At 71.1% G+C, this 18,808-nt stretch carries 17 protein-coding genes; 10 read left to right on the top strand and 7 right to left on the bottom strand.

Going from position 1 to position 18,808, the window contains the following annotated elements:
* Nucleotides 1-34 precede the first annotated feature (34 nt).
* Nucleotides 35-1,216 (top strand): helix-turn-helix domain-containing protein, encoded by a 1,182-nt coding sequence (locus F4553_RS01030; protein WP_184830921.1) that lies wholly within the window; start codon nucleotides 35-37, stop codon nucleotides 1,214-1,216.
* A gap of 22 nt (nucleotides 1,217-1,238) precedes the next feature.
* On the opposite strand, the gene F4553_RS01035 is transcribed toward F4553_RS01030, so the two are convergent.
* The gene (locus F4553_RS01035; protein WP_184830923.1) at nucleotides 1,239-1,946 is read right to left on the bottom strand and encodes a GNAT family N-acetyltransferase; all 708 of its coding nucleotides are present in this window, start codon (nucleotides 1,944-1,946) and stop codon (nucleotides 1,239-1,241) included.
* Nucleotides 1,947-2,064: 118 nt separating this feature from the next.
* Entirely contained in the window at nucleotides 2,065-2,469 is a 405-nt protein-coding gene (locus tag F4553_RS01040) for an FAD-dependent oxidoreductase (protein WP_221469646.1), read from the bottom strand.
* 179 nt (nucleotides 2,470-2,648) lie between these two features.
* Here F4553_RS01040 and F4553_RS01045 point away from each other — a divergent pair, with 179 nt between their 5' ends.
* Complete coding sequence (locus tag F4553_RS01045) at nucleotides 2,649-3,470, top strand: maleylpyruvate isomerase family mycothiol-dependent enzyme (protein WP_184830927.1); 822 nt, start codon at nucleotides 2,649-2,651, stop codon at nucleotides 3,468-3,470.
* Nucleotides 3,471-3,521: 51 nt separating this feature from the next.
* Here F4553_RS01045 and secA2 read toward each other — a convergent pair whose 3' ends face one another.
* Nucleotides 3,522-5,978, bottom strand: coding sequence for an accessory Sec system translocase SecA2 (secA2, locus tag F4553_RS01050; protein ID WP_184830929.1), 2,457 nt, complete (start codon nucleotides 5,976-5,978; stop codon nucleotides 3,522-3,524).
* Between the two features lie 254 nt (nucleotides 5,979-6,232).
* On the opposite strand from secA2, the gene F4553_RS01055 reads away from it, so the two are divergent.
* From F4553_RS01055 to F4553_RS01085, 7 genes are all read left to right on the top strand, one after another.
* Entirely contained in the window at nucleotides 6,233-6,967 is a 735-nt protein-coding gene (locus F4553_RS01055) for an SDR family NAD(P)-dependent oxidoreductase (protein WP_312875053.1), read from the top strand.
* Complete coding sequence (locus tag F4553_RS01060) at nucleotides 6,960-7,193, top strand: hypothetical protein (protein ID WP_184830933.1); 234 nt, start codon at nucleotides 6,960-6,962, stop codon at nucleotides 7,191-7,193. The genes F4553_RS01055 and F4553_RS01060 overlap by 8 nt, the downstream gene beginning before the upstream one ends.
* Nucleotides 7,194-7,271: 78 nt before the next feature.
* Nucleotides 7,272-7,823: a hypothetical protein gene (locus tag F4553_RS01065; RefSeq protein WP_184830935.1), complete on the top strand. Its 552-nt coding sequence runs from the start codon at nucleotides 7,272-7,274 to the stop codon at nucleotides 7,821-7,823.
* A gap of 128 nt (nucleotides 7,824-7,951) precedes the next feature.
* On the top strand, nucleotides 7,952-8,476 hold the full coding sequence (locus F4553_RS01070) for a GAF domain-containing protein (protein ID WP_184830937.1): 525 nt from the start codon (nucleotides 7,952-7,954) through the stop codon (nucleotides 8,474-8,476).
* 160 nt (nucleotides 8,477-8,636) lie between these two features.
* The gene (locus tag F4553_RS01075; RefSeq protein WP_184830939.1) at nucleotides 8,637-9,437 is read left to right on the top strand and encodes a helix-turn-helix domain-containing protein; all 801 of its coding nucleotides are present in this window, start codon (nucleotides 8,637-8,639) and stop codon (nucleotides 9,435-9,437) included.
* A gap of 89 nt (nucleotides 9,438-9,526) precedes the next feature.
* Nucleotides 9,527-10,066, top strand: a complete 540-nt coding sequence (locus tag F4553_RS01080) for a hypothetical protein (RefSeq protein WP_184830941.1) — start codon at nucleotides 9,527-9,529, stop codon at nucleotides 10,064-10,066.
* Nucleotides 10,067-10,200: 134 nt separating this feature from the next.
* Nucleotides 10,201-12,465, top strand: a complete 2,265-nt coding sequence (locus tag F4553_RS01085) for a beta-propeller fold lactonase family protein (protein WP_184830944.1) — start codon at nucleotides 10,201-10,203, stop codon at nucleotides 12,463-12,465.
* Between the two features lie 78 nt (nucleotides 12,466-12,543).
* Here the strand turns inward: F4553_RS01085 and F4553_RS01090 are convergent, their stop codons facing one another.
* The 4 genes from F4553_RS01090 to F4553_RS01105 form a co-directional block, all read right to left on the bottom strand.
* The gene (locus F4553_RS01090) at nucleotides 12,544-13,551 is read right to left on the bottom strand and encodes a 3-oxoacyl-ACP synthase III family protein (RefSeq protein ID WP_184830946.1); all 1,008 of its coding nucleotides are present in this window, start codon (nucleotides 13,549-13,551) and stop codon (nucleotides 12,544-12,546) included.
* Nucleotides 13,548-15,089 (bottom strand): citramalate synthase, encoded by a 1,542-nt coding sequence (gene cimA, locus F4553_RS01095; protein WP_184830948.1) that lies wholly within the window; start codon nucleotides 15,087-15,089, stop codon nucleotides 13,548-13,550. Before cimA ends, F4553_RS01090 begins: the two co-directional genes overlap by 4 nt.
* Nucleotides 15,090-15,100: 11 nt before the next feature.
* Complete coding sequence (locus F4553_RS01100) at nucleotides 15,101-16,813, bottom strand: thiamine pyrophosphate-binding protein (RefSeq protein ID WP_184830950.1); 1,713 nt, start codon at nucleotides 16,811-16,813, stop codon at nucleotides 15,101-15,103.
* A gap of 91 nt (nucleotides 16,814-16,904) precedes the next feature.
* Nucleotides 16,905-17,474 carry a TIGR03086 family metal-binding protein gene (locus F4553_RS01105; protein WP_184830952.1) on the bottom strand — a complete coding sequence of 190 codons (570 nt, stop codon included), beginning with the start codon at nucleotides 17,472-17,474 and terminating at the stop codon, nucleotides 16,905-16,907.
* A gap of 93 nt (nucleotides 17,475-17,567) precedes the next feature.
* On the opposite strand from F4553_RS01105, the gene F4553_RS01110 reads away from it, so the two are divergent.
* Nucleotides 17,568-18,704 (top strand): epoxide hydrolase family protein, encoded by a 1,137-nt coding sequence (locus F4553_RS01110; protein ID WP_184830954.1) that lies wholly within the window; start codon nucleotides 17,568-17,570, stop codon nucleotides 18,702-18,704.
* Nucleotides 18,705-18,808: the final 104 nt, after the last annotated feature.

Raw genomic sequence — 18,808 nt, forward strand, 5'->3', positions numbered from 1 at the left:
GGGTCTGCCGTCGCAGCGTCGCAAGGGGGTGAGCGTGCAGTCTCCCACCCATCCGGGCCAGCGAATCCTGCTGCGGCGGCAGAGTCTTGGCCTGTCCAGACAGGTGCTCGCGGGTCTCGTCGGACGAAGCTCGGAGTGGTTGCGCCGCATCGAGAACGGGTCGCGAGAGTTGGACAGCATCAGCGTCACGCTGCAGCTCGCGAGCATCCTGAAGTTCGAACACCTCGATGAGCTGCTCGACCTCGGCCACGAGACCGTGCAGTGGGGCCGCCCCCGTACCGGTCTCAGCGCCGAGCTGCGCATCGAACTGGCCCTGCCGGTGTGGCTCGGCCACCACCGTGCGTATCAGGACACCGCCGCAGACCTCGACCGGCTGCGCCAGCTGTGGTGGTACGCGCCCCACCGGATATCCGAGCTCGACCGGGGCCTGGTCGAGTTGATCCCCACCTCCCGCGCGAACCGGCAGCTTCGTCCCGGCGATCCGGGTTGCGCCGGGGACGAGGTCGACGTCCTCAACCTCGCCCGGTCCTACCTGACCTTCGTCGGCGAACGCGGACTGGCGCTGATGCTCGCCGAACGAGCGATGGTGATCTCCGAGGCCTCGTCGGACACGGCGGCTGCGGTCGCGCTCCGCGGACTGGCCCTGGCGCACCTGCAGAACCGGCAGTTCGTGGCGGCGCTCGCGCTCGCCACCGCCGGGGCGGAGCGCATCGGCAGCGGCTCCCCGATCGCCCAGGGGTCGCTGCTGGGGATCGGTGCGAAAGCCGCCGCGCAGCTCGCCGACCATGCCCAGGCGGCGCGCCTGATCGACCGGGCCCGGCTGGCCGCCGCCGCGGTCGGTCCGGACCGGCAGGAGCGGGGAGTCTGGTTCGGGCCGGGCGATGTGGCCCTCACCGAGATGACGCTCGCCTGGATCGCCGGTGAGCACGACAAGATCGTGGCGATCGCCGAACACTGGTCGGTCCAGGGAGCGCACCTGCCGCCCCACATCCGCATCCCGTTCCACGCGCTCATCGCCGCGGTCTACGCCCGCAGCGGTGAGGTGGGTACGGCGATGACGCAGCTGCACCACATCGAGCAGCTGTCGCCGGAGGCCCTGGTCCACAACACGATGGTGCACATCGCATTGCGCAGCCTCACCACGACGCACCACCCGATCTTCACCAGGGAGATCCAGCGGATGACCGCGGCCGTCCGGGCGTGGCGGGCCCGTTGAGCACACCGTCCGGATTCCGGCGTTACGGCTTCGTGCCGGGGCTGCGCAGTGCCGTGAAGAGCACGTGGCGGCGGAGCTCGAAGCCCATGGACAGGTAGAGCCGGATCGCGTTGGCGTTGTCCGCCGAGGCGTGCATGAACGGCGTCTCGCCGCGCTCGCGGATGTGGTGGGCGACCGCGCGGACCAGTGTCGTGGCCAGGCCCCGACCCCGATGGGCGGGGTCCGTGCAGACGGCGCTGATCTCGGTCCAGCCCGGTGGGTGCAGGCGTTCGCCGGCCATCGCGACCAGGGCGCCGCCGTCGCGGACGCCGAGATAGGTGCCGAGTTGACAGGTCCGGGGCTCGAACGGCCCAGGCTGCGTGCGGGCCACCAGGTCCAGCATCTCCGGCACGTCCGCGGCGCCGAGCGTCACCAGATCGTCGGACGGCTCCGACTTCAGCGCCTCGGTCGCGACCAGTTGCACGCCGTCGCCCTGCATCTCGATCTGCCAGTCGGCGGGCACCGCGGGCAGCGCGCCCGACAGGAATACCAGACCGCCCGGTCCGACCAGCGTGTGCAGGTCCGCCCAGACGCGCTCGTCCGCCGACGGGGAGATCGCCATGATGGGCGAGACGTCACCGGGGTATCTCAGTGCCTGCCCTGTGCCCTGGGCGAAGTGCGCGTGGGGGCCGGTCAGCGAGGCCCACGCGGCGTGGTCGAGCGGGTGGTTCTCCACCTCGGCAGTGCTCACGGTTGCTCCCGGCTCCAGTTGCCCCCGCCGGGTCCACTCCTCGGCCAGCAGCCGTTAGGGAGCCTACCCGGTCGGGCGGTGATGGCGTTGTCACCTTTGCCGAGCGGAGGCGACTCGTTCATCGGGCGAAGGCGAACCGGCGGTCCGGGCGGGTGCCGTCGAGGGCGAGGTCGGCGAGGACCCGGCCGGTCGCGGGGACGAACTTGAATCCGTGGCCGGAGAAGCCGGTGGCCACGATCACGGGACCGCGGCGGTCCAGCACGAAGTTCGAGTCGGGAGTGGTGGTGTATGTGCAGCTCATCGGTACGACCACGTCGGCGTCGACGCCGGGCAGCCACTGGCGGGCGTATTCGCGCAGCGCCGCCAGCCGGCCGGGTTCGGGTGTGAGGTCGCGGCGGTCGGGATCCACCTCGGGACCGGCGCCGTGGAAGCCGACCTTGATGCCCTGTCCCGGCGTGGCCAGGCCGTAGATTCCGCGATGGAACGCGTCGGCCGCCGCCGAGCCCTCGACGAACCGGTGCACGAAACTCGGCCAGGTGGTAGGCGGCGCTGAGGCCGTGCACACCGGCACCGACGATCCCGACATCGAAGGAGTCCACCGTTTGACGATAGGGGCGCGGGACATGAAAAGTCTACTAAGCCCATAGGAGTAGCTGGAATATAGTGGGTTGCAAATCGCAACTTTCGATATAGCATCTGTCTATGTCCGAACTCCTCACTGTGCTGGGTGCCGAGACCGCACGCTTCGCAAAGCTGGTCGGCAGCACCACCGGTGAGGACCTGAGCCGCCCCGTGCCCGGTCTCGACTGGAACGTCGCGCAGGTCGCGACGCATATGCTCAGCGTCTACGGCTTCTTCGCCGCCGCGATCCGAGGAGAGGACCTGGCGGGCATCTTCAGCGGGGTGGGAGCGTGGCCGACCATGCCGCAGCAGCTGGCGGCGGCGAACGCCCACATCCTGGCGATGGCGACCTTCGACGCTCCCGCCCAGGCGGGGGCGATGCTCGCCGACGCGGCCGCTGAGGTCCTGGCGGCACTGGCCGGGGCCGATTTCGAGCAGAGCGTCCCGACGCCGTGGTACGGGCCGTCCGTGACCCGCACGATCGGGACCCTCGCCGGACTGGTCGGCACCGAGACCCTGGTGCACCGCCGCGACATCGAGGTCGCGATGGGCCGCCGCGGCAGGCTCGATCCGGACACCACCGCGCTGGTCATGCCGGTCGTGATGAGCCAGATGCTGCCGCTGCTGGTCAATCGGGAGACCGTGCGCGGGGTGAAGGTCGGTTTCGAGATCCGCCTGCGCGGTGCCGGCCGCTTCCGGATCGACATCGCCGAGGGCAGCGCCGTCAGCGGCCCGGCCGTCGGCCCGGTCGACTGCGTGCTCTCGCTGACCCCGGCGGCGGCGCTGCTGTCGAGCTTCGCACGCGTACCGCTGTGGCGGTTGATCCTCGCCGGGCAGATAGTGCCCTTCGGTCGCAAACCCTGGCTCGGGACGCGGTTCTACGACTACTTCCTGCGAGCCTGACGTCGGCGGGCCCGCCACTCGAGTGGCGGGCCCGCCGACGTCAGGCATCCGTCATCGCCCGAGGACCGCCTTGGCCAGGCCGGTGAAGAAGCGCTCCATCTCCGACCCGAACGGGTTGTCGTGCACCATGTATGTCCACGTGGCGCTCGGGCGCTTCAGCCCCGCCTCGGCGGGCGTCCAGTCCGGGCTCTCGATCCGCGCGGCCATGAAGGTCTCGATGGTCTGAGCGTCGGTCGTGGCGAGCAGCTTGTTGAACGCGGGGATCGCCAGCCGGTGGAACTCGTCGAGGGGATCCTGGCGGCCCAGCGAGCGCAGGTGCACGCCCTCGCGGACGTCGGCGAGCATGCTGAGGTGGTCGGCCCAGCCCCGGTCGAGGTGGTGCAGCGCGATCTGCCGGGCGACCTCCTCGGCGGCGTCCTCGCCGATGACGGCCACGACCTCGTTGTACCGCTGCGAGACGGTGATCATCTCCGGCTTGACATCGGTGTCCGCGTCGGAGTCGGTGTCCGTGTCGGCCGCCGCCACGGCGTCCGGGTCGGCGGGGAACTCGGCCTGGCTGCCGAAGAGCAGGTCCGCCGCGGCCTCGGTGGTCAGCAGCTCCCGGCGCCGCAGCGCGAGCGCCTGGCGCTGCCGCTCGACGAGTACGCCGTACCGCCAGGTGTTGCGGTGGATCTCGAAGTCGATGCCTTCGGCGACGCGCTGAGCGTGCCCGACGGCGTAGTGCACGTCCGGACCGGTCACCCGACCGTCGCGGGCGGTGGCACCGTCGATCTCGTCGCCGTGCCGCACGATCAGCGCGTCCTCGCGGCTGACGAAGAAGACCGATCCGCCCTGGTCGCCCTGCCGGCCGGCCCGGCCGCGCAGCTGGTCGTCGACGCGGCGGCTGTCGTGGCGCCCGGCACCGATGACGTAGAGGCCGCCGAGCTCGGCGACCTTGTCCCGGTCCTTCTCGTCAGCGCCGCCGAGGCGGATGTCGGTGCCCCGGCCGGCCATCTGGGTGGAGACGGTGACCGCGCCCAACCGGCCGGCCTCGGCGATGACGGCGGCCTCGTGTGCGTCGTTCTTCGCGTTGAGCACGGCGCAGTCGACGCCGTGGTTGCGCACGGCCGCGGCGAGCCGCTCGGACTCGGCCACGTCCAGCGTGCCGATCAGCACCGGGCGGCCGGTCTCGTGCGCTGCGGCGACCTCGACCAGCAGCGCGTCCTCCTTCTCCTCCATCGTCGCGTACACCCGGTCGGGCTCGTCGGCCCGGATGTTGGGGGTGTTCGGCGGGATGACCGCGACCTCGAGGCGGTAGAACTCGCGCAGCTCGTCGCCGATCGTGGAGGCGGTGCCCGTCATCCCGGCGACGGTGGGGTAGAGGGCGACGAACGCCTGCACGGTGATGGTGGCGAGGATCTCGCCCTCGTCGGTCGTCTTGAGGCCCTCCTTGGCCTCGACAGCCGCCTGCAGGCCGTCGGGCCAGCGCCGGCGGCGGGCGACCCGGCCGCGGAACTCGTCGACCAGGGCGATGCGGCCGTCCTTGACGATGTAGTCCACATCCAGTGTGAGCAGCGCCCGCGCGTGCAGGGCCAGGTTGACCGCGGTGAGCCGGTCCAGGTGCTCCGGCGCGTAGAGGCTGATCTCCTCGTCACGCTCGACCTTCAACGCACCGGCCTCGGTGAGCTGCACGTTGCGCCCGTCGTCGAACACCTCGAAGTCGTGGCCCGGCGTCATCGCCGCGACGAGCTGCGCGGCTGCGCTGGAGTCGGAGATCGCATCGTCGAGACTGCCGGCGACCACCAGCGGCACCCGGGCCTCGTCGATCAGGACCGAGTCCGCCTCGTCGATGATCACGGTATACAGGCCGGGCATGACGGCGTCGTCCGCGCTCAGCACCAGCTGGTCGCGCAGGAAGTCGAAGCCCGCCTCGCTGACGGAGACGTAGGTGACGTCGCAGCTGTAGGCTGCCGCGCGGTCATCGTGGGTGGATGCCTCGCCGACCGCCGAGACGGTCAGGCCCAGCAGCCGGTAGACCGGCGCCATCCAGGTCGCGTCCCGGTCGGCGAGGTAGTCGTTGACGGTCAGCACCTGCACCCGGGAGCCGCGCACGACGTAGCCGAAGGCGGCGATCACCGCGGCCAGCGTCTTGCCCTCGCCGGTCGCCATCTCCACGACGTTGCCCTGCAGCATCGCCATCGCGCCGAGCAGCTGCACGTCGAAGGCGCGCTCGTCGAGGGCGCGCCGGCCCGCCTCGCGGCCCAGCGCGCAGATCTCCACCAGGTGGCTGTCGTCGACGGCCACCGGCTTCGCCAGGGTCACCACCGGCCCGTCGTCGTCAGGCCCGCTCACGGTGTTGCGCAGGGCCGTCGCCCGCTCCGTGAGCTCATCGTCGGTCAATGCCTTGAGCTCATCCTCCACATCCAGAATCCTCGGCAGAAGCACCTCAAAAGGGGCAAGACTGACCGTCGTGCCCGGGCGTTCCGTAAACGTTCGTAGCTTCTGTCGCAACCGATCAGCCAAACCCATGGCATAAAGGTACGTCGTCGGCGGGACCATCGGCGCCCGCCGGGATCACACGGTGCCGCCGGATTGCGGAGTACGGCGTACCCGCCGATCGTGGATTTTGTGATCTGGCTGGTCACGGCATTCATGCCGGGGTGGAGCGGATCTTTTCCGCCTGGCGGAACGCGGCCTCGACGGCCGGATCCGCGTACCAGAACACTGGCGGTTTCAGCAGCGACCCACGGCTAGGGGATGTAATGACATCTAGAGTGTGTCTGGTGACCGGTGCCGGGCGTGGCATCGGCCGAGCCGTCGCCGTCAAGCTGGCGGGACAGGGCCACCGGGTGGTGCTCGTCGCCCGCAGCCGTTCCGAGCTGATCGAGACCGGGAGGCTCTGCCGGACCGAGACCCGGATCCATGTCGGCGATGTGACGGAACCCGGCGCGGCGGAGGAGATGTTTTCGCTGGTGGAGCGGGAGTGGGGACCGGTGGAGGTCTTCGTGTCGAGTGCCGGCCGCAACCGTTCCGCTCGGCTCGCCGACATCGACGACGAGCACTGGCAGGAGATGCTGGACCTGAACCTGACTGCGGTGTTTCGCGGTGGCCGGCGTGCTATCGGTCCGATGGTGTCGGCCGGCTGGGGGCGCATCATCGTGATCTCCTCGGTGGCCGGGAAGTCGGGCTTCAAGTACCTGGGTGCCTATGCCGCGGCGAAGCACGGTGTCGTGGGTCTGGTCCGGTCGGCCGCGCTGGAGCTCGCACCCGACGGCGTCACCGTCAACGCGGTCTGCCCGTCCTTCGTCGATACCCCCCTCACCCGGCGGACCATCGCGGCGATCGTCGACCAGGCGGGCTGGGATCCGGCGCGGGCGACCGAGCACGTGGGCTCGCTGCAGCCGATCGGCCGGATGGTCACCGCCGAGGAGGTCGCGGAAGCGGTCTGGGCGCTCGTCGTCAACGGAGCGGTCACCGGGCAGAGCGTGCATGTCGACGGTGGCCTGCTGCATGCCTGACCGGGAGCATGAGGGCTATCTGCGGGTCCTCGGCGCGGTCGCCCAGGCGGCCTGCGGCTGCGGCTGGGTCGGTGGGACCGACTACCCGAGGTGTCCTGCGGCCGGCGAACTCGCCGAGCAGGAGTGGCTCCACCTGCACGCCCTCGCGGTGGCGGTCGATCGCTGCCCGGTAATGGCCTTCCGCGTGGTGGAAGCAACCGTTGTCGGCGCCGCCCGCGACGGCTGACACTACGGGGTACAAATCGCCCTGCCGGCTCAGCGCCGACACCGGCGATCACCCCAAACGTGAGCGGAGGCCGTTCCCATGGCAACTCGTATCCGGGCCGGGGGACTGGCGCTCGCTGCGGCGTGCGTACTGCTCTCCACCTGTCCGCGGCCGGCGGTGGCAGCGCAAACGGCGCCGGGCGCCGTCGCCTGCCCCGTCGGGGTGGCGACGCAGTCCTTCACACCGGCGGTCACGACGAGCCCGCAAACCGTCCAGGTCATGATCAGGTCGCATTACGGGTCATGTCTCTCCGGCGTGCCCGGCCTCACCTCCGGCGACTCCGAGCAGCCGTACGAGGCTCCGGGTTTCAGCTGTCTGACCCTGCTGACCCCCAATGCCGCCGGCACCGAGACGATCGTCTGGAACACCGGCCAGACCACCACGCTGGCCTACACCGCACAGGTGCTCTCCCTGTTCGGCCAGGTGATCATCACTGCCACGGGCACGGTGACATCGGGACTGTTCCTCGGTGCCGCCACCGTCCGCACCGTGGTCTACGCCCAGGCCGACCTGCTGAGCAACGGCTGCCTCGCACCAAGCGGCCTGTCCGGCAACTCGGGGCCGCTGGCACTCACCGCGACGGGCGGATAGCCGCACGGCCCGCTGCCGGTTCCGAGGCGCCGATATGCGTCGCCGCCGCCTTCGGGTCTTGTAAGATGTCACGTTGACGGACATCCTAATATGCCGTTTCATAGATGCAACCTCTGAGCGGATCCGGCATGCAGATCAGTCGCGCGAAAGCCACCCCGGCCCGGTCCGGACTGCTGGCGCAGTCCGAGCGACTGGCGTGCGTCGCCGTCCTCGCGGCGGGTCCCGCAGACGCCTTCGACCCCTTCGCGCGCATCGTCGCCAAGGTTCTCGACGCCCCGATCGCCCTGATCTCGCTCGTCCACACCGATCACCAGACGTTCCTGGGCATGGTCGGCCTGCCCGAGCCGTGGGCCACGACCAGGTCGTCGCCGGTGGACTACTCCTTCTGCCAGCACGTCGTCACCCACGGCCTGCGCAGCTACGGCGACGCGCGCACCGACGTCCAGGTGCGCGACAGCCCAGCGGTCGGTGAGATCGGGATCCTCGCGTACGCCGGGGTGGCGCTGCACGACCGGGCGGGCCACGTGCTCGGCGCGGTGTGCGCGATCGACACCATGCCGCGGATGTGGAGCCGGCTCGACATGGCCGGGCTCGCCGATGTCGCCGTCGCCTGCTCGGCGGAGGTCGCCCTGCGATTGCGCGGCGGCTGCTGACCCTGGCCAGGCCCGTGGGCGATCTTCACCCGAATGGGCGGACGCGGATGAATGAGTCGCCGAGGTAAGGAATTCCCGTTCCGGGCTGGCTAGGTTTGATTCCCCACGTTCGGACGAGGTCCTGGGTTTTGCACATTGCTCGAAGGTGAGTGGAGCCGCAATGACGCGACGGGCAACTCCTGACGAGCCGGACACGCCCTCGATCGTCGGGCCCCGCAAACCCGAGAAGGCCACCTCCACGTTCCTGCAGCGGATCGTCGCTGTGCTGGAGACCATCGCCGCCCAGCGACACGGGATGTCGCTGTCCGCCATCGCCCGGTCGACATCGCTGGCGCCCAGCACCGCACACCGGCTGCTGGGCGACCTGGCCGCCCTGCAGATGGTGGAGCTCACCCCGTCGGGCTACGTGCTCGGCGAGCGGGCCCGGTTCCTCGCCGCGTCCATCGTGGAGCCGCTCGCCGGGGTGACCCGGCAGGCGATCGTTCCGCACCTGGTGCGCCTGCACCGCAGCACCGGGCTCGTCGTCACCCTGGGGGTGCCGGACGCGGGCCATGTGCTCGTCTCGGACGTGATCTTCAGCCCGGGGCAGGAGCGGCTGGCCCGCGCCTATGGCGAGGTGCTGTCGATCTCCACCACGGCGTTGGGGCTGATACTCCTCGCCTACCATCCGCAGCTCGGCGCCGACCGCAGCGGAGTGCCCCCTCCTCGGCGCGCGGTCCGGCAGCCGGTGCCGGATGTCCGGCAGGTCCTCACCGCGGGCTCGGCCTGCCTGCCGCGGACCGACCTGCCCGGCTGCGTCGAGTGCGCCGTGACGATCTCCGGTCGCGGCAGCCGGCCGATCGGCGCCATCTCGCTGAGCTGGCAGACGGCGAACCCGGATCCACTGTGGATCGAAGAGCTGCGCCGGGCGGCCTTCGCGGCGACCACCGCCCTGCGCCACGAACTTCGGCCACCGCGCTGACGATCGGCTGTTCCGCCCGGTGGAACGCTGCTTTGACCGGCATCCGGAGCTCATGGTCGTCTGAGGACTCCGCCGTCGAAGGAGTCCACATGCGTCACAGGAGATCCATCATCGTCCGTCTGGTGGCGATGGCCGCCCTGCTCGTGCCGACATCGATCGTTCTCGGAGCGAGCCCGGCCGCCGCCGACACGGTCGACCTGTCGTGTACGGGTACCCAGTCCGCGTCCTACTCACCCGGACTGACGCTCACGTCCCGTACCGTGACGGCCTCGGGCTCCGGCTCCTTCTCCTGCCCGGTCTCCGCGGACCCGACGCTGACCGGGGGAGCGTTCACCATCAGCCCGTTCACCTACACCGGCACGTGCGGCCTCACCGCCAACTCCAACGCCACCTTCACCTACGCCTGGAACAACGGCCGGACCTCGACGGTGCAGGTGAACGTCTACGTCTACTCCACGCTCGGCGTGGTGGTGGCGACCTCGGTCGGGCCGGTCATCGCGGGGGAGTTCCTCGGCGACACCTTCGCCTTCACCTGGACGGCGATGAGCCCGAGCCCGGCCGATTGCCTGACGGCGACCGGCGTCACCCAGTACGCCGGGCCGATCACCCTCACCATGACCTCGCTGTGACGGCGCCATTCCGTGGGGCGGAATGAACCGTTGCTGGATATGGGCCCCATTTGTCAATGTGGTCGGGCCTGGCCAGGCGCTCCGAGTCGACGGCGATCCGTGTCGTGCGACGGTTTCCTGCCTGAGGAGAGTCCATGCAGCTCAGCGTCCCCCCTCGAATACGCCTTTCCGCGATCGTGCGGATCGCGGCGGTCGGCCTGCTGGCCGCCGCGGCCGGTGCGGTCGGGTTGTCAGCCGCTCCGGCCCAGGCCGCCGCCGGTGACTACGGCTATGTCGGGGACTTCTTCCGCAACAACGTCTATGTCTTCGATCCGGTGACGAATACGCAGGTGAAGCGGATCGAGCTGCCGGCGGGGAGCGGTCCTCGGACGGCGGCCATCGCGCCGAACGCCGGCGCGGTCTACCTCGCCAACAACAACGGCACCGTCTCGGTGATCGACACGGCGACCGACACGCTCAGCGCGACCATCCCGGTCGGGGCGGGTCTCCAGGGTGTCGACGTGTCGCCCGACAGCAGCAGGGTCTACGTGGCCAGCAGCACTGCCGACACCGTTTCGGTGATCGACGCCGCGGCCAGGGCGGTCATCGCCACGATCCCGATCGATTCGGCGTTCGGGGTGGCCGCGTCGCCCGACGGCAGCGTCGTCTATGTCACGCGCGTCGGTGCGGGCAAGGTCGCGGTGGTGGATACGGCCACCGCCGCCGTCGTCGGTGAGATCACGGTGGGGCCGGCGCCCTTCGCCGTCGGGTTCGCCCCGGACAGCGGCCGTGCCTACGTCGCGAACTACGGGTCGAGCACGCTGTCGGTCGTCGACACCGGCACCCGTACCGTGGTCGCCACCGTCCCCGTCTCCAACGGGCCCCAGGCGCTGGCGGTGTCGCCCGACGGCGCGACCGTCTACGTTCCCGGCAACAGCGACGACGGACTCACGGTCGTCGACACCGCCACCAACACGGTCGAAGCGACCGTCCCCGTCGGCTCCCAGCCGGTCGGCGTCACGGTGTCGGCCGACAGCGGCACGGTCTACGTCGCCAACATGAGCTCCGAAGACGTCAGCATCATCGATGCCGCGACGAACACGGTGACGGCCGCCTACCACGCCGTCCCGGACCCGCCCTTCACCCCGTCCTACCCGACGACGGTCTCGGTCGGACCCGGCACGGTCGACCTCGTCACCACGATCAGCGACGCACCCGACCCGGTGACCGTCGGCGCGGGGAACGTGACCTACACGGTGACGGTCACCAACAGCGGCAACCGGTCCGCGGCCGGCACCGGCATCACGACCACCCTCTCCGGCGCGGCGGCGACCATCGTCTCGGCGACGGCGACCCGGGGATCCTGCACCGTCTCGGCGCCCACGGTCACCTGCAGCCCGGGCAGCATCCCCGTCGGCGGCACCGTCACGGCCACCATCACGGTCACCCCCACCGCCGCGGGCGTGGTCACCGCGACCGCGGCGGCCACCTCGGCACGAGCCGACGCGAAACCCGCCGACAACACCGCCACGGCGACGACCACGGTCAACGACCCCGCTCCCGACCTGGCCGTGTCGGTGACCGATGCTCCGGACCCGGTCAACCTGGGCGCCGGGAACGTCACCTACACCGTGGTGGCGAAGAACGAGGGTGCGAGCACGGCGACCGGCGTCTCGGTGGCGACCACCGTCACCGGTGCGGGCGTCGGCATCGTCGCCGCGACCACGACGCAGGGCTCCTGCGCGGTGGCCGGATCCACGGTGACCTGTCCCGTCGGCCCCCTGGCCGGCGGTGCCAGCGCCACGATCACGATCACCGCGTCCCCGTCCGCGGCCGGCACGATCACCGCGACGGCGAAGGGGACCCTGGCGGAGACCGATTCCGACCCCGCCGACAACACCGCCACCGCGACGACGACCGTCGCCAACGGCCTGGGCTGCACGATCATCGGCACCAACAGCAGCAACACCCTGGTCGGAACCCCGGGCAACGACGTGATCTGCGGCCTCGGCGGCAACGACACCATCGTCGCCGGTGCCGGTGACGACACCGTCTACGGCGGTGCGGGCAACGACACGATCGGCGGCGGCGTCGGCAACGACACGATCAACGGCGACGACGGCATCGACACCGTCGACGGCGGCGACGGCAACGACACCGTCAACGGCGGCGGTGGCAACGACATCCTCAACGGCGCTGCCGGGGCCGACACCATCCGGGGCGACGCGGGCGACGACACGGCGTCGGGCGGTGCGGGCAACGACACCATCGTGGACCGCGACGGCACCGATGTCGCGGGCGGCGGTGACGGCACGGACTCCATCGATGTGCTGGACGGGTCGGGCGGTGACCGGGCCGACGGTGGTGCGGGCACCGATGTCATCAAGGCCGACACCGGCGACCTGGTCGCCAACGCCTGACACCGCGGCGCCGTCCTCGGGGCACCGTGCCCCCGAGGACGGCACCGCCCGTGGCCCGACGGATACCGGGACGAGCGGTCAGGAGCGCAGCAGGATCGCGGTCATGTGACAGCCCGTCCCCATCGCCACCACGACCACGTGGTCGGCGGTGATCCGGTCCCGGTGGTGGGCGAGGTTCACCGGGTAGGAGGCGTTGGTCATGTTGCCGAACTCGGCCAGTGTCTCCAGGTGCTGGGCGGGTCCGATCGCCTCGCGCCAGTGGTCCAGCAGGCTCCGGGAGGCCTGGTGCGTGATGAGGTCGATATCCGCCCCGGTCAGCCCGTGCCGGTCGAGGAGCTCCTTGACGAGGTCGGGGAATCCGTCCCACGCGATGTCGCGGAGGAACACGACCCCGTTCTCGGGATGCATGTCGTAGGTCGGCATCGGCAGGCCGTCCGGCCCTATCGGCAGCCCCGACCAGCCGTCGGCGGTGCGCGGCCGCACCGACATGGTCATCGTCTCGTAGTGGTCGCTGTAGGTCCTCGTCGCGACATCGACGAGGACGAGGTGCTCGCTCGGGCCGATCACCGCCGCCCCGGCGGCGTCGCTGACCGCGGTGGCATAGCCCCTGGAGTAGTCCAGATGCCGGCTCCAGTTCGAGCCCGTCACGACGAGCGCGTGCCCAGCCGATCCGGCCCGGACCGCCTCGACGGCGTTCACCACGCCGACGAGGAAGTTGCTGTACTCGCAGTTGATCGGCACGACGAGCGTCCGGCGGGGGAGGCCGAGTTCGCGGTGGATCCGGTAGAGGGAGTTCGGGGTCTGGTAGCGCGCCGCCGAGGCATACCCGTAGAGGCGGTCCACCCCGGCGGCTTCCAGCCCGGCGCCGAGCATCGCCTGCCGCGCCGCGTCCACCATCAGGGTCTCAACCGCCTCGCCGTCGGCGAGCACCCGGCGGCGTTGCTCCCCCACGAACAGGTCGACCTCGACGCGACCGTCGGCGTTCGGCCGCCGGTCCAGCCGACGGTAATCCTCGTCGCCGATGGTCAGCTCGGTGGCGGGCAGGGCGTAGCCCATCGCGACGATGCCCACCCCGGCGGCGGTCACGGCGCGGTGATGAGGGCGTAGTTGACGGCGTCCTGGACGGCACGCCAGGACGCCGTGATCGGGTCCTCGCCGACGTTCGTCGTCGTCCAGGTGCGAACGCCGTCGGTCACCTCCACCTGCGCCCGCGACCGCAGCCCGCCCGCGAGGGCGTACTGGCGGCGGCTCACCGCGGTGAGCGTCGGGAACCGGGGTTGGACCTGCCGCACCGCCTGCTGCAACGCGGCCTCCAGCGCCGCGGTCGGGGAGCCGCCGGGCGCGGTCACGCACGCCTCGCCCTCGCCGAGAGCCACGTCCACGGTGGCGACCGCGCCGTCACCGGAGGTGAGGGTGTACTGCCAGGCGCGCACGCGCAGCGGCAGCCGACCCGCCGTGAACTCGTGCAGGAGCAGCTCGAAGGAGGCGTCGGCGGACTCGAAGGAGTGCCCCTCGGCCTCCAGCTCCTTGACCCTGGCGACGATCCGGCCCACCGTGTCCGGGTCGGGCATCGGGCGGCCCAACTCCTTGACCTTCATCTCCACGGAGCTGCGCCCGGCCATCTCCGAGATCAGGATCCGGGTGCCGTTGCCGACCGCCGCGGGGTCGATGTGCTGGTAGAGAGCCGGATCGGCCTTCATCGCGGAGGTGTGCAGCCCTGCCTTGTGGGCGAAGGCGTTGGACCCGACATAGGGCTGCCTCGGCGCCGGCGGGATGCCGGTGACGGCACCGATCGCATGGGCGGTCCCGGTCAGGTGCTCGATCGCGCCGGGCGGCAGCACCGGGCGGTGCCGCTTCAGCTCCAGCGCCGCGATCACACTGAACAGGTTGGCGTTGCCGGTGCGCTCGCCGTACCCGTTGGCGGTGCCCTGCACGTGGGTCACACCGGCCGCCACCGCCGCGAGCGAGTTGGCGACGGCGCAGCCCGTGTCGTCGTGGCAGTGGATGCCCAGCCGCGCCGAGGTGCGGGCGGCGACCGCCGACACCATCTCGGTGATCTGATCGGGCAGCATCCCGCCGTTGGTGTCGCAGAGCACGACCACCTCGGCTCCGGCGTCGGCCGCGGTCAGGACGCAGTCCAGGGCAAAAGAAGCATTCGCCTGGTACGCGTCGAAGAAGTGCTCGGCGGCGAGGAAGACGGCGATGCCCTCGGCGGTGAGGTGCGCGACGGTGTCCCGGATCATGGCGAGGTTCTCGGCCGGCGTGGTCCGCAGCGCGAGGTGGACGTGCCGGTCGTGGCTCTTGGCGACGATGGTGGCCGCCCGGACGCCGGAGTCGCGAAGCGCCCCGAGCATCGGGTCGTCGGCCGCCCTGCCGCCGGGCGACCGGGTGGCGCCGAACCCGGCCAGCAGTGACTGTCGCAGGTGGAGTTCGGTGGCGGCCCGGCGGAAGAACTCGGTGTCCTTGGGGACGGCTCCGGGCCAGCCGCCCTCGATGTAGGTCACGCCGAGGTCGTCGAGGTGCCGGGCGATGGCGAGCTTGTCCGCGACCGAGAGGGTGAGGCCCTCCTGCTGGGATCCGTCGCGCAGCGTCGTGTCGTAGATGTCGAAACCGTCGATGGTCATCGGGATGCCTTTCAGGATGCGGTCCGGGCCGGTCGGGTGAAGTCGTTGCGGAGAACCTCCGACCGCCCTCGCAGCGCCCAGGGGATCTCGTCGCCGTCCACCCGTACGTCGATGAGCCAGGGCGCTTCGTCGCTGAGCGCCTGGGCCAGTGCCGCGTCGAGTTCGCGCAGCGTGTCGACCCGGGCCGCTTGCGCACCGAGCCCGCGGGCGATCACGGCGGCGTCGATCGCCACGGTGTAGAGCGAGCCGGGCGCCCGGCCGAAGAGCAGGTGCTGGACGTTGGCGACCATCGCGTTGCCACTGTTGTTCAGGACGATCCAGATCACCGGGGTGCCGTACTCCACGGCGGTGTGGATCTCCATCGCGCCCATCGCGAAGGCCGCGTCGCCGACGACCGCGATCACCGGCCGGTGCGGTGACGCGATCTTGGCACCGATCGCCGCCGCGATCGAGAAGCCCATCGACGCGACGTTGAGCGAGCAGTGGAGTTCGGACGGAACGCGACTGACGAAGTGCTCGCCGATCCAGCACAGCGCGTTGCCGTTGTCGACGAGCAGCGTCGTGTCGGCGGGCACGGTCTCGCTCAGCCGGGCCGCGACGGCCGAGGCCCGCAGCACCGGATGGCGGCCCTGCAGGCCCGCAGCGGTCGGAGCCGCCCGGCGGGGCGGCAGCGGACGGTCGGCGGTGGCGGGGAGGATCTCCAGCAGACCGCCGACGACGGTCCGCACGTCACCGGCGATGCCGTGGTGCACCGGGAAGACCCGCCCCAGCTGCAGCGGGTCGAGGTCGACCTGGCCGACGACGCGGTCGGTGACGAGCCCGGGGTCCCACCCGAAGGTGGACACCTCGCCGAGGCTGCTGCCCAGCACCAGCAGCAGGTCGACGTCGGTCGACAGCAGCGGCCCGTGCGTCGCGGGGCTCCCGCCGTAGCTCCCGAAGACGCCCAGCGCGAGGGGATGGTCCTCGGGGAAGACCCCCTTGCCCTTCATCGTGGTCGCCACCCGCATCCCGGTCCGCTCGGCGAGCGCGACCAGCTCCGACCCGGCCCGGCTGCGCTTGGCGCCCTGCCCGGCCAGGAGCACCGGGTTGCGGGCTGCGGCGATGGCCGTGGCGAGTTCGGCGAGCGCCTTCATCGGGGGCAGGGAGTGGTCCCGCGGTGGCGGGACGGGTCGGCGGGTGGCCGGGGCGGGACGGCTGAGCACATTGCTGGGCAGGCTCAGGTGCACCGCGCCGGGCAGGCCGGTGAGGGCCGTGCGGATCGCGCGGTTGAGCAGGTAGGGGACCTGCGTCGGGTCGCCGGCCGCCACGGACAGCTTCGTCGCCGAGCGGAACATCTCGACCGTGTCCAGGCTCCAGTTGCCGCCGCTGGAGTCCTGCAGCGCGCCGAGGCCGAAGGAGGAGGTCGCGACCTGGCCGCTGAGCACGAGCAGCGGTGCCCAGTCGCTGGTCGCGCTCGCCGCCGCGGTCAACGCATGGGTGGCGCCGGGACCAGCGGTGACGCAGGCGACGCCGAGCCGTCCGGTCGACAGGGCGAAGCCCTCGGCCATGAAGACGGCGCCTTCCTCATGCTTGGCAAGGACGAAGTCGATGTCGCGCCGATCGCTCAGCACGTCCAGCAGCGGCAGGAGCGGGCCGCCGGGCACGCCGAAGACGTGGGTGACACCGACCTCGGCCAGCATGTCGCACACCAGATCCGCAACGGACTCGACATGGGGAGGGCTCATCGTTCGACTATTGGCGGCCGGCCATCGCCTGTATACGTGTTGTTCCGCCCGGCGGAAAGCCGTCGGGCGGAACTGAGGCTTCCAGCGGAGGCTACGGCTTCCAGAACGGGTCGCGGCCGATGAATCCGATCAGCTTCGCCTGGTCGTCGGCGTCGGTCGGCACCTCGACCCGGGGACCGTACTGCCCGGAGGACCGCAGCAGCTCGTCCATCGGCTCCATGCTGGCCAGCAGGGCGCTGCAGAAGTCAGGATCGAGGCGGTCGTCCTGGCCGGTCGCGCGGGCCAGGTCCCAGGTGTGCAGGAAGACATCGGTCGTGTAGAACTGGTCGATCGCGCGGTCCAGCGGCAGCTCGCCGATGTGCGGGTTGGACAGGCTCAGGTCCGCCGTCGCCGGGTCGTCCAGCAGCGCCTGGACCGCGTCGACATGGGTTCGCCAGGCGCCCACCGGATCGTCGTCCACCGACGGGCCGCTCGGCAACCGGACCGTCGACCCGGCCGCGAGGAACGACGGCAGCCACTCCGTCAGATGCCGGACCACATCGCGGGCGGTCCAATCGGGAACGGGGGAGGGCGCGTCCCAGTCACCGGTCCCCGCGACCTTCTCGGTGAAGTCGCCGCCGATCCGGCGGTGTCGCTCGGCGGGCTGTTCGGGCAGTGCCATACGGATCCTCCTCGCATCGGCTCGACCCGGCCTGGATCGGCCCTCAATGTACGCCGCCGGGCGCGCAACCCGCTGCGATGGTACGAAGAAGTCGTGATCCCTTTTCGGCTGGATGTGCCCGAGGCGGAGCTGGAGCGGCTCCGCGAACGGCTGCGCACGACGCGGTGGCCGGAGGCGGAGACCGTCGCGGACTGGTCCCAGGGCGTGCCGCTGGCGTTCGTCCGCGAACTCTGCGCCTACTGGGCGGACGGCTACGACTGGCGGGCGACCGAGGCGCGCCTCAACGCGGTGCCCCAGTTCCACACCCGCGTCGACGGTCTGGACATCCATTTCCTGCACGCCCGTTCGCCTCACGACGCCGCGCTGCCGCTGGTGCTCACGCATGGCTGGCCCGGGTCGGTGGTGGAGTTCCTCGACGTGATCGGGCCGCTGACCGACCCGCCCGCGTTCGGCGGTGACGCGGCCGACGCCTTCCACGTGGTCTGCCCGTCGCTGCCGGGGTACGGCTTCAGCGCCAAGCCGACGCGAACGGGATGGGGCATCGAGCGGATCGCCGACGCCTGGGCGACCCTGATGTCCGAGCTCGGCCACCGGCGCTACGGTGCCGCCGGACACGACTGGGGCACCAGCGTCAGCACCCTGCTCGGAGTGCGCGACGCCGACCACGTGGCGGGCATCCACCTGATCCCGCCGCTGGCGCCGCCCGACCCGGCGACGTTCGACGACCTCACCGACGCGGAGCGTAGGGCCCTGCTGGAGCTGGACCGGGCCGCCGCCGACGGCGACGGCTACTCCTTCGAGCAGCGCACCCGGCCGCAGACGATCGGCTACGGCCTCGTCGACTCGCCGGCCGCCCTGTGCGCGTGGATCGTCGAGAAGTTCCACGCCTGGTCCGACCGCGCCATCGATCGCGACCGGCTCCTGGACAACCTCATGCTCTACTGGCTGCCCGGCACGGGGGCGTCGGCGGCCCGGCTGTACTGGGAGAGTTTCGCGACGGTCCAGCAGTGGTTCACCGCGGCGCTCCCGGAACCCGTCCCGGTGCCCGCCGGATGCTCGATCTTCGCCCGGGAGCTGCCCCGGCCCTCGCGCCGGTGGGCCGAGCGCCGCTTCACCGACATCCGCTACTGGAACGAACTCGACCGCGGCGGCCACTTCGCCGCTCTGGAGGAGCCGGCGGCGTTCGTCGACGAGCTGCGCTCCTTCTTCCGCCTCGTCCGCCGCCCGTGAACGAGCGGGTGGTGTTCGCTGGTCAGAGCCGGCGTGTGCGGCGTGCCGAGGCGGTCTCGGTGTTCCCGCACGACCCTGCGGTCGGCGCGCAGGGCTTCGAACTC

This window comes from Allocatelliglobosispora scoriae, from assembly GCF_014204945.1.
GTDB classification, from domain to species: Bacteria; Actinomycetota; Actinomycetes; order Mycobacteriales; family Micromonosporaceae; genus Allocatelliglobosispora; species Allocatelliglobosispora scoriae.

Coding starts and splice junctions, on each gene's coding strand:
- F4553_RS01075 (WP_184830939.1), top strand. CDS start 8,637: ATGACGCGACGGGCAACTCCTGACGAGCCGGACACGCCCTCGATCGTC.
- F4553_RS01060 (WP_184830933.1), top strand. CDS start 6,960: ATGCCTGACCGGGAGCATGAGGGCTATCTGCGGGTCCTCGGCGCGGTC.
- secA2 (WP_184830929.1), bottom strand. CDS start 5,978: ATGGGTTTGGCTGATCGGTTGCGACAGAAGCTACGAACGTTTACGGAA.
- F4553_RS01100 (WP_184830950.1), bottom strand. CDS start 16,813: ATGAGCCCTCCCCATGTCGAGTCCGTTGCGGATCTGGTGTGCGACATG.
- cimA (WP_184830948.1), bottom strand. CDS start 15,089: ATGACCATCGACGGTTTCGACATCTACGACACGACGCTGCGCGACGGA.
- F4553_RS01085 (WP_184830944.1), top strand. CDS start 10,201: ATGCAGCTCAGCGTCCCCCCTCGAATACGCCTTTCCGCGATCGTGCGG.
- F4553_RS01065 (WP_184830935.1), top strand. CDS start 7,272: ATGGCAACTCGTATCCGGGCCGGGGGACTGGCGCTCGCTGCGGCGTGC.
- F4553_RS01080 (WP_184830941.1), top strand. CDS start 9,527: ATGCGTCACAGGAGATCCATCATCGTCCGTCTGGTGGCGATGGCCGCC.
- F4553_RS01070 (WP_184830937.1), top strand. CDS start 7,952: ATGCAGATCAGTCGCGCGAAAGCCACCCCGGCCCGGTCCGGACTGCTG.
- F4553_RS01045 (WP_184830927.1), top strand. CDS start 2,649: ATGTCCGAACTCCTCACTGTGCTGGGTGCCGAGACCGCACGCTTCGCA.
- F4553_RS01105 (WP_184830952.1), bottom strand. CDS start 17,474: ATGGCACTGCCCGAACAGCCCGCCGAGCGACACCGCCGGATCGGCGGC.